We start from the raw sequence: 11,728 nt of genomic DNA, 5'->3' as shown, positions 1-11,728 counted from the left end.
GCGGAGGAATACGATGACACAGGACCAGACACCCGCGAAACGCTGGGACCCGCTGGTGAAGATAACCCATTGGGGCGTTGCCGCTATTGTGGTGTGCAACGCGCTGATCGTGGGCGAAGGCTCGATTGCGCATATCTGGGCGGGCTACACACTGGCCGGCTTGCTTTCGCTTAGGCTGCTGTGGGGCGTGATTGGCACCCGCCCGGCGCGTTTTGCCTCTTTCCCGCCAAGCCCTTCGCGCGCGCTGGCGCATATCCGGGCAATCCGCGAAGGGCGGCGTGAAGAGCATGACTCGCACAATCCGCTGGGCGCGCTGATGGCTTATGCGATCTGGGCCTGCATTGGCGTGATCGTTGCCAGTGGCATCGCAATGGCAGGTGCCCCGCCAGCCATCGACGCTTCGACCACTCCGGCCCAGATCATTTCGGGCGAAGCAGAAGAAGGCGAGCATGGCGAGTATCGCGAGCACGGCGAAGATGATGAGTATGGCGAAGGCGGCGAAGAAGACGAAGGCGAGGAAGTGCTGGAAGAAGTGCACGAGATAGCCGTCAACCTTCTCTATCTGCTGATCCTGCTGCATATTGGCGGCGTGGCATTCGAAACCGCACGCAGTGGCAAGCGGACAATCACGGCAATGCTGCCCGGAGGGAAATGACCAAGGCATCAACATCGACGCAAAACCGCGGCGGCCTGCGCATCTCGCTGGTCGCCGCGATCGTCGTGATCCAAGCGGTTGCTGCGGTTTTTTTCATCGCCGACGCGGCGATGGATCTGGCGGCGGGAGAATGGGGCCTGCACATCATCGCGGAAGTGGTGATTGCCCTCGCCCTGATGGCGGGCGTGGGCCTTGGCGCGTGGCAGACCCGCCGGATGATCGAACAGTCGCGGCGCGACGAGCAGACGCTCAAGCTGGCGCGCGGAGCCATTGCCGATGTCATAACCCAGCGCTTCAGCGAATGGGGCCTGAGCGATGCTGAAAGCGAAGTCGCGCTGTTTGCGCTGAAAGGGTTTGAAACCGGCGAAATAGCCGGCCTCAGAAGCGTGGCGGAGGGGACCGTGAGAGCGCAACTAACGTCAATCTACGCCAAGGCCGGAGTCGGATCGCGCCACGCTCTTGCAAGCCTGTTTCTCGATGAATTGATCGAGATCGGTCCGGGCGAGGAATCAAGCCAGCCCGCATAATCCGAAATCACCCCTTAGCGCAAACTCACCACATTATCGCTGTCGACGCGCACGCGGCTGCCGTCGAACATGCTCATCATCGGTTCGTCCTCGACGATAACGACTTCGGCTTCGCCGAAACCGTTGAAGCCGGTCTTCATCGCTGCGCCGTATGCCCCCAGCATTCCGATCTCGATGAAATCGCCAGCCTGGATGTCTCCGGGCAGAGCGAAGGGACCGGCCATATAGTCGGCATCATCACAGGTCGGGCCGTAGAAGGCGAAGTCTTCCTTGGCGTCGCGCAAATCGTCTTCCAGCGCCTCCACCGGGAATCGCCACGCGACATGCGCCGCATCGTAGAGCGCGCCGTAAGCGCCATCGTTGATGTACAATTCGTTCCCGCGACGCTTTTCGACCTTGACGATCATGCTCGAATATTCGGCGCACAGCGCACGGCCCGGTTCGCACCACAGCTCGGCGTTGTAGGCGATCGGCAGCGCGTAGAAGTGCTGGTGGATGATCTGGAAATAGTCCTCCAGCGGCGGCGGCTCCATGCCCGGATAGATCGACGGGAAACCCCCGCCGACATCGATCATGTCGATCACCACCGAAGCTTCGGCAATCGCGGCACGGGTGCGGTCAAGCGCCTGGACGAAGGCAAACGGCGTCATCGCCTGGCTGCCGACGTGGAAGCAGATGCCCAGCCAATCGCAATGCTGGCGGACTTGCTGCAACAGCGCAGGCGCTTCGAGCAGGTCGCAGCCGAATTTCGACGCCAGCGACAGCTCCGAATATTCCGAAGACACACGCAGGCGAACGCACAGGCGCAGGTCGCGCGCAGCTTCGCCGGTTTCGGGATTACGGCAGGCCTCGACGATCTTCTCCAGCTCTTCGACGCTGTCGAGGCTGAAGGTCTTCACGCCATGCTTGAAATAGGCTTCGCGGATGGCGCTAGGCGTCTTGATCGGGTGCATGAAGCACAAGGTCGCTTCCGGCAGCGCAGCGCGCACCAGTCGAACCTCGGCGATCGAGGCGACATCGTAATGAGTCACGCCCGCGTCCCACAGCACCTCGATCAGATCGGGTGCGGGGTTGGACTTCACCGCATACAGAACCTTGCCGGGAAACTTGTCGACAAAGAAACGGGCGGCGCGCCGCGCGGCATGCGGGCGATTGAGAATGACTGGTTCGTCGGGGCGAAGTGCCCGCGCTACAGCCTGGGCGTCAGGATAGATGTGCAACTCAAGGGACCCCCTAAAGGTTCAGTGTTCAACCAAACGGTTACGAGCCTGCCTTGCGGTCATGTCCCTTGGGGCAGAAGAAGGGCGCATATAGACACTATCAGCGGCTGCGCAATGAAAATCGCGTGTGCAAACGCGCTTTTCCCGTCCGGCATTTACCTAACCAACGGGCGCAGCAGTGAAAGTTCCGAAAAAGTCTAAAATCCGACGTGCGGGACCTGATCCACGGTGCCGCGTTCGCTGTCGTCAAGCTGGTTGAAATCGGCGGGCTGGAAACCGAGCGATCCGGCCACCAGAACGGCGGGGAAATTCTCGCGCGCGGTGTTGTAACGGGCCACCGCGGCATTGAGCGCACGGCGGGCGGCGGCAAGCTTGTCCTCGATATCGGCAAGCTCGCGCTGCAATTCCTGAAAATTGGCCGAGGCCTTGAGATCGGGATAGGCCTCCCCCAGCGCGAGCAGATTGTCGAGCGCGACGCGCAGCCCCTTTTCGCTGCCGCTGTCGGGATCACCCTTGGCCGCCGCGTTGCGGGCCTGGATCACCGCTTCGAGCGTCGACGCCTCATGCCCGGCATAGCCTTTCACCGTTTCGACCAGATTGGGGATGAGATCGTGCCGCTGGCGCAATTGCGCGTCGATATCGGCCCTGCCCTGCCGCACGTTCTGCCTGAGGCCGACGAGCCGGTTGTAGATGCCGATCACCACGAAGGCGATCACCACCAGCGCGCCAAGAACGATCCAGGTCGAAAATCCCATTTGTCCATCCCTCCTTTACCGGGCTAGGTCATCATAACCGGCAATCGTTAAGGGGAAAGGGAAAGCGTGTGATGCGCGCCGATATTCAGGGATTGATGGGAGGGGAGCTGGGAAACTGGCTGGCCGATCAGCAATCCATGCGCGAAGCGGCGCGCAAGAAGGCGTTCAACCGCTGGTTTTACGGCGGGATCGCGCTGTTGCCGCTGATCGCTTTCCTGTGGTTCGTGCCGGGCATCGGATCATGGCGCATGGTTGTTCCTCTGATCGCCTTCACCGCGCTTTCGGCATGGGGATATGCGCCGATCAGCGAAGCCAAGCGCGCGATCAAGGTCGGCATCAATTCCGTCATCGCACGCGAGTTCGGCATTGAGTATTCGCACGATGTCACCCCCGGCCCCGAATACGAGGCTGCGCGCACCTACGGCCTGATCCCCGGCTGCGACCGCGACGGTTTCGAGGATTACTGGCACGGCACGCTCGAAGGGCACGGCTTCGAGCTTTACGAGGCCCATCTTGAGGAACGACGCGGTTCGGGCAAGAACCGCCGCTGGGTCACGGTGTTTCGCGGGGCGATCATGCGGATGGAGTTCGGCCGCCCGTTCCATTCCACCACCCTGCTCCAGCGCGCGGGAAAGCATCGTAAGTGGCTGGGCCTTGGCGGGCGGGCGGACCATGCAACCTTTCGCGGCCACCGGCTCGACTATGTCGATCAGGTCCACCCCGATTTCGAGGACGTGTTCGAGGTCTGGAGCGATGATCAGGTGGAGGCACGCGTGCTGATCCACCCGTCCTATGTCGAACACCTGCTCGCGCTGGAAAATGCTTTCCACGGTGATGCCGTCAGGGCGATTTTCACCCGCGGCGAGGTGATCCTCGCGGTCGAAAGCGGCGATCTGTTCGAAAGCGGTTCGATGAACGCGGACGAAGACCACGCCCGCGTCGCCGAAGCCGCACAGCAATTTGGCGCGATGGCGGGCCTTGCGCTGGCGATCAACCAGAACGAACGCGGGCGGGTGCTGCGCGCCGATTAGCTCAGCCGGTCGCGGAAATCCTCGTAATCAAACCGCTTCACGCATTCGAGCGCGTCGGTTTCGCTGTCCCACAGCCAGATCGACGGCAGCTGCACCCCGTTGAAAGTGTTGGTCTTCACCATCGAATAATGCGCCTGATCGAGGAACGCGAAACGCGCGCCCGGATCGGCGGGGACAGGCAGGCGATAGTCGCCGATCACGTCCCCTGCGAGGCAGGACGGCCCGCCCAGACGGATCGGGATCTGTGCCTCGTCGGTCAGTTCGCCCAGCATCGCGGGGCGATAAGGCGCCTCCAACACATCGGGCATGTGGCAGGTTGCGGAGATGTCGGTCACGCCGATCGGCACTTCGTTGAAGAAGGTGTCGAGCAGCGTGCCCACCAGTATCCCCGCATCCAGCGCCACGGCCTCGCCCGGCTCCAGGATGATTTCCGCGCCCGTATCCTCGGCTGCGTCTTTCAGGAATTCGACCAGTTCATCGCGCTCGTAATCGGCACGGGTGATGTGGTGACCCCCGCCCATGTTGATCCACTTGAGCTGCCCGAAATAGGGCTCGATCGCATCGAAAACCCGATCCCAGGTCTGGCGCAGCGGCTCGAAGGTTTGTTCGCACAGATTGTGGAAGTGGATGCCCTCCACCCCTTCCATCATCTCCTCGGTCAGCTGGTCGAGCGGGAAGCCGAGCCGCGATCCGGGTGCGCTGGGATCATATTTGGCGACTTCGCCCGTGGGCACCTGCGGATTGATCCGCAGGCCAACGGAGACATCGCCCCCGGTCGTCGCCGCGTGATCGAGGATCAGCGCAGCGCGCTGCATCTGCGCCGGGCTGTTGAAGATCACGTGATCCGAAAGGCGGCAGATTTCCTCAAGATCTTCGGGCTTGTAGGCGGCGGAATAGGTCGCGATCTCGCCATCGTAGAACTCGCTGGCGAGCCGCGCTTCCCACAATCCGCTGGTCGAAACGCCATCGAGATATTCCCCGATGATCGGCGCGACCGACCACATTGAGAACGCCTTCAATGCTGCGAACACCTTGATATTCGCGCCATCAGCCGCCGCAGCATCGCGGATCCCGGCCAGCACCTGACAATTGGCGCGGATCTTCGCCGCATCCACCACGAATGCGGGCGTATCGACGCGCGACAGGTCAAAATGGGCAAAAGCCCCCGGATCGCCGGCTTTGGTTTCCATCAGAAAGAAACCGGCCCGTCCATTTCCACGACCTTCCACGGCAGGCCGTGCGCGTTCAGCATGTCCATGAACGGATCGGGGTCCATTTCTTCCATGTTGAACACGCCGTCCCCTGCCCATTTTCCGGTCACCATCATGGCCGCGCCGATCATGGCGGGGACGCCGGTGGTGTAGGACACCGCCTGATTGCCGGTTTCCTCATAGGCTGCTTCGTGGCTGCAGATATTATTGATGTAGAACGTCTTTTCGCCCGACCCGTCGAGCGCCTCACCCGTCGCGATCACGCCGATATTGGTGTTGCCCTTGGTCGTCTCACCCAGTGTCTCAGGCTTGGGCAGCACGGCGGCAAGGAATTGCAGGGGGATGATTTCCTTGCCCTGATACTTCACCGGTTCGATGCTGGTCATGCCGACATTCTGCAGCACCGTGAGGTGGGTGATGTAGGCATCGCCAAAGGTCATCCAGAAACGCGCACGCTCAAGCTCGGGCACAAATTTGGCGAGGCTTTCCAGCTCTTCGTGATACATCAGATAGGCGTTTTTCGGGCCCACCGCTTCAAAGTCGAATTCGGTCTTCACCTGCATCGCCGGGGTTTCGACCCACTCGCCGTTTTCCCAATGACGCGCGGGCGCAGTCACTTCGCGGATGTTGATTTCCGGGTTGAAGTTGGTGGCGAAATGCTGACCGTGATCGCCGCCGTTGCAATCGAGGATGTCGAGCTGGCGGATCGTCTTCAGTTTGTGCTTCTTCAGCCACATGGTGAAAACGCTGGTCACGCCTGGATCGAAACCCGAACCCAGCAGCGCCATCAGCCCCGCTTCCTTGAAGCGATCATGATAGGCCCACTGCCACTTGTATTCGAACTTTGCCTCGTCCTTGGGCTCATAATTGGCGGTGTCGAGGTAATCGACACCGGCAGCAAGGCACGCATCCATTATCGGCAAATCCTGATACGGCAGCGCGAGGTTGACGACGAGTGTCGCCTCGACCTTCTTGATCAGGTTGATCATCGCCGGGACTTCCTCGGCGTCGATCTCGTAAGTCTTGATATCGACCCCGGTGCGCTGCTTCACGCTGGCGGCGATGGCATCGCATTTCGATTTGGTGCGGCTGGCGAGATGGATGTCGGGGAAGATATCCGCATTCATCGCCATCTTGTGGACGCAAACGCTGCTGACGCCGCCTGCCCCGATTACCAGCACTTTCGACATAACAATCAACCTTTCGAATTCGAATCTGATGCGCGCATTAGGGCAATGCACGGGAAGGCTCAATCGATCCGCGATTTCCTACGCCGAGTGCAGATTGTATATCGCGGTGATGGTCGCAATTCTTTCCCTCCACCGCCTTGCCCATGGCTCCATTGCCGGTCCCGCCAACCCCGGAGTTTTTTCCTCCAGGACTGTGTTCCATGTGTTCCATCCTGTAGGGATTCACTCATGAAGGACAGCATCCGCAAACCGACTCAGGCAGGCGTGATCGCCGCCGCAGACAGCATCGCCGCTATCCTGCCCCCCACCCCGCTGTTGCCGGTGGAGATCAACGGCACGGGCTGCTGGGTCAAGGCGGAGAACCTGCAACCCATCGGCGCGTTCAAGATCAGGGGCGGCTGGTGGCGGCTTTCCTGCCTCGACGAAGAGGGCCGCAAGGGCGGCGTTGTCGCCGTGTCTTCGGGCAATCACGCGCAGGGCGTCGCATGGGCGGCGAAGCGGCTGGGTATCGCCGCGACAATCGTGATGCCCCGCGACGCGCCGCAGGTGAAGCTGGCGAACACTCGCGCGTTGGGCGCAGACATTGTGCTGTACGAGCGGCCCGGAGAAGACCGCGACGAAGTGGCGGCAAGCCTGATCGCGGAGAACGGCGGCACGCTCGTTCATGCCTTTGGCGATTCGTGGGTGATCGAAGGGCAAGGCAGCGCCGGGATCGAAGCGACCGCGCAAATGGGCCATGCGCCGTCGCGCTTCATCGTGTGCTGCGGCGGCGGAGGGCTCGCGGCGGGGCTGGCTCTGGCTTGCCCCAACAGCGCGATCCACGTGGTCGAACCCGAAGGCTGGGACATGGTCGGCCAGGCGTTGACGGCGGGAGAAATCGTCCACGCCGCGCCCGATGCGCCCAAGACGATCTGCGATGCTCTGCAACCCAACGCGACCAAGGCAATCAACCTTGACGTGCTGCATGGCCGCGCGGAGCCAGGCGTCAGCGTCTCCGATGCGGAGGTGCGGACGGCGCAGCGATGGGCTTTTGCCAACCTTCGCATGGTGATCGAACCGGGCGGCGCGGCGGCGCTGGCGGCGGCGCTGGCGGGCAAGGTGCCGGTGGATGCGGATACCGTGATCATGCTGACCGGGGGCAACGCCGATCCCGCCCGCTTCGCCGAAACGATCACGGGCGGCGATGCATCTGTGGATACCGTCACATTGCCGACACGCAGCGGCAATATGTCGGGCGTCTGATCCCGCCCCCCCCCTAAGGACACGCCCCGGACATGACAGTGCAGCCCAAACGCATCATCGCAGACGCAGTCGTGCGCAAGGACGCCTCGGTCGGCGACAAGCTGCTCGACAAGGCTTTCGCCCTCGCCTTCAATGGCCTCGTCTATGCCCAGATATGGGAAGACCCGGTTGTGGACATGGAAGGCCTCGCGATCCAGCCTGACAGCCGCGTGATGTGCATCGCCAGCGGCAGCTGCAACGCGCTGTCCTATCTCATCGCCGATCCCGCGCAGGTGACGGCGGTGGACCTGAACCGCGCACATGTGGCGCTTGGCCAGCTCAAGATCACAGCGATCAAGCATCTGCCCAGTTACGAGCGTTTCCAGCGCTTCTTCGGCCATGCCGACCACGCCGAAAACAAGGCTGTTTATAAGGAGATGATTGCCCCGCATCTCGACGCGGAAAGCCGCAAGTACTGGGAAAAGCGCGACATCAAGGGCCGGCGCCGGATCAGCTACTTCACCAAGGGCCTCTACAAGCGCGGCCTGCTGGGCAACTTCATCGGTTTGGCACACCTGTTTGCCAAGCTGTACAAGATCGACCTGTCAAAGCTGCTCAAAGCCGAAACGCTGGAAGAACAGCGCGAGGTGTTCGAGAAAGAGCTGGCACCGGTCTTCGACAAGAAGTTCATCCGCTGGCTGACCGATCAACCCGCCTCGCTGTTCGGCCTCGGCATCCCGCCCGCCCAGTTTGACGAGTTGGCCGGTGACGAGCGGATGGCTGAAGTGCTGCGACGGCGGCTGGAGAAGCTCGCCTGCGACTTCGAGATCAAGGACAACTACTTCGCGTGGCAGGCATTCGGCCGGGGTTACGACCGCAAGGAAGACGCGCCCCTGCCACCCTATCTCCAGCGCCAGAACTGGGAGATCATGCGCGAGCGGATTGACCGGCTCGATGTGGTGCGCGCCAACATGGTGCATTGGATCGGCGAGCGGGAGGAGGCATCGCTTGACCGGTTCGTACTGCTCGATGCGCAGGATTGGATGAACAACGCCCAGCTCGACGAACTATGGACCCGTATCACCCGCGCTGCCCGGCCCGGTGCGCGGGTGCTGTTCCGGACGGCTGCCGAGCCAAGCCTGCTGCCCGGAAGGCTGGACGATGCGATCCTGTCGAAATGGCGGTATCTGGAGGAGACATCGGCGGACCTGACTGCGCGCGACCGCTCCTCGATCTATGGCGGCGTCCACCTTTACGAGCTGGCGTGATGGCAACAGGAGCTGCCCCCACCCCTCACGCGGCGCTGATGGACAGCGTCTACAAGGGCCAGCGCCACATCTATGATCTGACGCGCAAATACTACCTGTTCGGACGCGACACACTGATTGACGGGCTGGACGCAAAGCCCGGAATGCGCGTGCTTGAGATCGCTTGCGGAACCGGACGCAACATGGGGAGGATCGGCAGGGCATGGCCGGGAGTGCGGCTCTATGGGCTCGATATCTCGGCCGAGATGCTCAAGAACGCGCGAAAGGCCTTGGGTGATGGCGCTACATTGGGCGAAGGGGACGCCTGCTCCTTCGATCCGCTCGAACTGCTGGGCGAAGCGACGTTTGACCGGATCGTCCTGTCCTATGCGCTTTCGATGATCCCCGATTGGGAAGCTGCGGTTTCTCACGCGACCGCGCAATTGGCACCGGGAGGAGAATTGCACATCGTCGATTTCGGCGACCTTGGCGGAATGCCCGGCCCGCTGGAGAGAATGCTGCACCGCTGGCTGGCAAAATTCCACGTCGAAACTCGCAACACTCTGCCCGAAGCGGCCCGGCGGATCGCCATGGCGCAGGGAATGGAGCTAACTTCGCAGCGGGGAATGCTCGGCTACTTCCAGTTGCACGTCCTGTGCATGCCCGGCTGAAGCAAACGCATTTGACAATCGCAAACGCCTCTCGCAGTTAGTCGGCAAAAGAGAGAGGGGATCACTCAATGCAAGCACAAATGCTCGCGCCCGCCGCCGTGCTGGTGGTTTGGACGCTTATCGTACTGCTGTGGATCATTCCGTCGCGTTTCGGCGCGATCGCCAAGCTGGAGGACAAATCCGCGCTCGCAGCCAAGCAGGGCGCACGCGGGAATGATCTGGAAGGCGTGATCCCGGACAAGGCCAACTGGCCTTCGCACAATCACACGCACCTGCATGAACAGCCCACGCTGTTCTACGCGGTCAGCGCGATCCTCGCGATTGTCGGTGCAGGCGCGCTCGATGTGACGTTGGCGTGGGTCTATGTCGGCCTGAGGATCGTGCATTCCCTGTGGCAGATCCTGGTCAACAAGGTTCCGGTGCGATTCCTGTTGTTCCTTGCCAGCACAACCGTGCTGATCGTTCTTGCAGTCAGGGCGGTGATGGCCACGGCCTTCGCCGATCCCGGCATGGCACCGCAGTAAAGGGAGCGCAGAAGATCATGATCGGAATGGATATCTTGCAACCCGTTGTCGCGCTGATGATCTGGACGATGATCATCTGGGCGTGGATGTACATCACCCGCATCCCCGCGATGCAAAAGGCGCAAATACAGCCTGACGATGCTCAGATCGTAGGGCTGCTTGATCAGAAGCTGCCACAAAGCGTCCAGTGGAAAGCGCACAATTACAATCACCTGCACGAAGCGCCGACGGTGTTCTACGCGGTCGCAATCGTGCTGGCGATCATCGGGCAAGGCGATGGCATGAATGCCTTCATCGCCTGGATTTACGTCGGCCTGCGCGTGATCCACAGCCTCGTCCACGTTACCGCGAACAAGGTGATGGTGCGTTTCGTGCTGTTCCTGCTTTCAAGCCTCGCGCTGATCGCATTGATCCTGCACGCGGCGATGGCGGTGTTCCACTAAGCTGGCGGAGCGGCGGAGTTTACTCCGCCGCTTCAACCGCTTCCTCGCGGGATTCCTCTAGGGTCGCCAGAAAACGCTCGCCATCCAGCGCGGCCATGCAGCCCATGCCTGCCGCCGTCACGGCCTGACGATAGACGTGATCGGTCACGTCGCCGGCGGCAAACACACCCGGAATCACAGTTTTGGGCGTGCCCGGCTCGGTCAGCAGATAGCCGCTGTCATCCATCGGCAGCTTGCCCTTGAACAGTTCCGTCGCCGGCGCATGGCCGATCGCGACAAATGCGCCATCGACTTCCAAAGTCGAAGTCTCGCCGGTTTGCGTGTCCTCCAGCACCAGATGGCCCAGCGTGCCGTCTTCGCCCGGCTGGAAGCTGGTCACGCTCTTGTTCCACAAGGTCGAAATCTTGGGGCTCTTGAAGAGGCGTTCCTGCAGGATCTTCTCGGCGCGAAGCTCATCGCGGCGGTGGATCAGAGTCACATCGTCGGAATGGTTGGTGAGATAGAGGGCTTCTTCGACGGCGGTGTTGCCCCCGCCGATTACCGCCACCTTCTTGCCGCGGTAGAAAAAGCCGTCGCAGGTCGCACAGGCCGATACCCCCTTGCCGCCCAGTTCGACCTCTCCCGGTACGCCGAGCCATTTGGCCTGTGCTCCGGTGGCAATCACGATAGTGTCGGCAATGTATTCGTCGCCGCTGTCGCCAACCGCACGAAAAGGCGAGCCGCCTTCGAAATCGACCTCGGTGATAATGTCGTACATCATGCGCGTGCCGACATGCTCGGCCTGAGCCTTCATCTCTTCCATCAGCCACGGGCCCTGCACCACATCACGAAAGCCGGGATAGTTTTCGACATCGGTGGTGATGGTAAGCTGGCCGCCAGGTTGCAGCCCCTGAACCACGATCGGTTCCAGCATCGCGCGCGCGGCATAAATGGCGGCGCTATATCCGGCCGGGCCTGATCCGATGATCAGCATCTTGGTGCGGTGGGTAGTAGCCATGTTGAATACTCTTCAGTGTCGTTGAGCCCGCGATAT

Annotated in this window: 13 protein-coding genes; 8 read left to right on the top strand and 5 right to left on the bottom strand. The window is 61.6% G+C overall.

The window, feature by feature from the left end; genetic code table 11:
* Positions 1 to 13: 13 nt before the first annotated feature.
* Together L1K66_RS08955 and L1K66_RS08950 are read left to right on the top strand one after the other, a co-directional pair.
* Positions 14 to 655, top strand: a complete 642-nt coding sequence (locus tag L1K66_RS08955) for a cytochrome b/b6 domain-containing protein (protein ID WP_252257558.1) — start codon at positions 14 to 16, stop codon at positions 653 to 655.
* Positions 652 to 1,182 (top strand): helix-turn-helix transcriptional regulator, encoded by a 531-nt coding sequence (locus L1K66_RS08950; protein WP_252257557.1) that lies wholly within the window; start codon positions 652 to 654, stop codon positions 1,180 to 1,182. The genes L1K66_RS08955 and L1K66_RS08950 overlap by 4 nt, the downstream gene beginning before the upstream one ends.
* A 14-nt stretch (positions 1,183 to 1,196) precedes the next feature.
* On the opposite strand, the gene L1K66_RS08945 is transcribed toward L1K66_RS08950, so the two are convergent.
* Both L1K66_RS08945 and L1K66_RS08940 read right to left on the bottom strand, forming a co-directional pair.
* Entirely contained in the window at positions 1,197 to 2,402 is a 1,206-nt protein-coding gene (locus tag L1K66_RS08945) for a type III PLP-dependent enzyme (protein ID WP_252257556.1), read from the bottom strand.
* A gap of 197 nt (positions 2,403 to 2,599) precedes the next feature.
* Positions 2,600 to 3,157 (bottom strand): LemA family protein, encoded by a 558-nt coding sequence (locus L1K66_RS08940; protein ID WP_252257555.1) that lies wholly within the window; start codon positions 3,155 to 3,157, stop codon positions 2,600 to 2,602.
* Positions 3,158 to 3,228: 71 nt separating this feature from the next.
* Between L1K66_RS08940 and L1K66_RS08935 the strand changes: the two genes are divergently transcribed.
* Complete coding sequence (locus L1K66_RS08935; RefSeq protein ID WP_252257554.1) at positions 3,229 to 4,188, top strand: DUF3137 domain-containing protein; 960 nt, start codon at positions 3,229 to 3,231, stop codon at positions 4,186 to 4,188.
* On the opposite strand, the gene L1K66_RS08930 is transcribed toward L1K66_RS08935, so the two are convergent.
* Together L1K66_RS08930 and L1K66_RS08925 are read right to left on the bottom strand one after the other, a co-directional pair.
* Positions 4,185 to 5,378: a carboxynorspermidine decarboxylase gene (locus tag L1K66_RS08930; RefSeq protein ID WP_252257553.1), complete on the bottom strand. Its 1,194-nt coding sequence runs from the start codon at positions 5,376 to 5,378 to the stop codon at positions 4,185 to 4,187. The genes L1K66_RS08935 and L1K66_RS08930 overlap by 4 nt on opposite strands.
* On the bottom strand, positions 5,378 to 6,589 hold the full coding sequence (locus L1K66_RS08925) for a saccharopine dehydrogenase family protein (protein WP_252257552.1): 1,212 nt from the start codon (positions 6,587 to 6,589) through the stop codon (positions 5,378 to 5,380). Before L1K66_RS08925 ends, L1K66_RS08930 begins: the two co-directional genes overlap by 1 nt.
* 228 nt (positions 6,590 to 6,817) lie before the next feature.
* Between L1K66_RS08925 and L1K66_RS08920 the strand changes: the two genes are divergently transcribed.
* From L1K66_RS08920 to L1K66_RS08900, 5 genes are all read left to right on the top strand, one after another.
* Positions 6,818 to 7,831, top strand: coding sequence for a threonine ammonia-lyase (locus L1K66_RS08920; protein WP_252257551.1), 1,014 nt, complete (start codon positions 6,818 to 6,820; stop codon positions 7,829 to 7,831).
* Positions 7,832 to 7,863: 32 nt separating this feature from the next.
* A complete protein-coding gene (locus L1K66_RS08915; RefSeq protein WP_252257550.1) occupies positions 7,864 to 9,078 on the top strand; it encodes a DUF3419 family protein in 1,215 nt (404 codons plus the stop codon).
* Positions 9,078 to 9,728, top strand: a complete 651-nt coding sequence (locus L1K66_RS08910; protein ID WP_252257549.1) for a class I SAM-dependent methyltransferase — start codon at positions 9,078 to 9,080, stop codon at positions 9,726 to 9,728. Before L1K66_RS08915 ends, L1K66_RS08910 begins: the two co-directional genes overlap by 1 nt.
* Before the next feature lie 68 nt (positions 9,729 to 9,796).
* Positions 9,797 to 10,252 carry an MAPEG family protein gene (locus L1K66_RS08905; protein ID WP_252257548.1) on the top strand — a complete coding sequence of 152 codons (456 nt, stop codon included), beginning with the start codon at positions 9,797 to 9,799 and terminating at the stop codon, positions 10,250 to 10,252.
* A gap of 17 nt (positions 10,253 to 10,269) precedes the next feature.
* Positions 10,270 to 10,695, top strand: coding sequence for an MAPEG family protein (locus tag L1K66_RS08900; protein WP_034953676.1), 426 nt, complete (start codon positions 10,270 to 10,272; stop codon positions 10,693 to 10,695).
* A gap of 19 nt (positions 10,696 to 10,714) precedes the next feature.
* Here the strand turns inward: L1K66_RS08900 and trxB are convergent, their stop codons facing one another.
* Positions 10,715 to 11,692, bottom strand: a complete 978-nt coding sequence (gene trxB / locus L1K66_RS08895) for a thioredoxin-disulfide reductase (RefSeq protein ID WP_252257547.1) — start codon at positions 11,690 to 11,692, stop codon at positions 10,715 to 10,717.
* Positions 11,693 to 11,728 lie beyond the last annotated feature (36 nt).

Source organism: Erythrobacter aurantius, from assembly GCF_023823125.1.
GTDB lineage: Bacteria > Pseudomonadota > Alphaproteobacteria > Sphingomonadales > Sphingomonadaceae > Erythrobacter > Erythrobacter aurantius.
This window is presented reverse-complemented; position numbering and strand designations above follow the sequence as displayed.

Bases quoted from the DNA above. Each gene is read 5' to 3' on its own strand.
- L1K66_RS08935 (WP_252257554.1), top strand. From the start codon at position 3,229: ATGCGCGCCGATATTCAGGGATTGATGGGAGGGGAGCTGGGAAACTGG.
- L1K66_RS08900 (WP_034953676.1), top strand. From the start codon at position 10,270: ATGATCGGAATGGATATCTTGCAACCCGTTGTCGCGCTGATGATCTGG.
- L1K66_RS08915 (WP_252257550.1), top strand. From the start codon at position 7,864: ATGACAGTGCAGCCCAAACGCATCATCGCAGACGCAGTCGTGCGCAAG.
- L1K66_RS08955 (WP_252257558.1), top strand. From the start codon at position 14: ATGACACAGGACCAGACACCCGCGAAACGCTGGGACCCGCTGGTGAAG.
- trxB (WP_252257547.1), bottom strand. From the start codon at position 11,692: ATGGCTACTACCCACCGCACCAAGATGCTGATCATCGGATCAGGCCCG.
- L1K66_RS08950 (WP_252257557.1), top strand. From the start codon at position 652: ATGACCAAGGCATCAACATCGACGCAAAACCGCGGCGGCCTGCGCATC.
- L1K66_RS08910 (WP_252257549.1), top strand. From the start codon at position 9,078: ATGGCAACAGGAGCTGCCCCCACCCCTCACGCGGCGCTGATGGACAGC.
- L1K66_RS08920 (WP_252257551.1), top strand. From the start codon at position 6,818: ATGAAGGACAGCATCCGCAAACCGACTCAGGCAGGCGTGATCGCCGCC.
- L1K66_RS08930 (WP_252257553.1), bottom strand. From the start codon at position 5,378: ATGGAAACCAAAGCCGGCGATCCGGGGGCTTTTGCCCATTTTGACCTG.
- L1K66_RS08940 (WP_252257555.1), bottom strand. From the start codon at position 3,157: ATGGGATTTTCGACCTGGATCGTTCTTGGCGCGCTGGTGGTGATCGCC.
- L1K66_RS08905 (WP_252257548.1), top strand. From the start codon at position 9,797: ATGCAAGCACAAATGCTCGCGCCCGCCGCCGTGCTGGTGGTTTGGACG.
- L1K66_RS08925 (WP_252257552.1), bottom strand. From the start codon at position 6,589: ATGTCGAAAGTGCTGGTAATCGGGGCAGGCGGCGTCAGCAGCGTTTGC.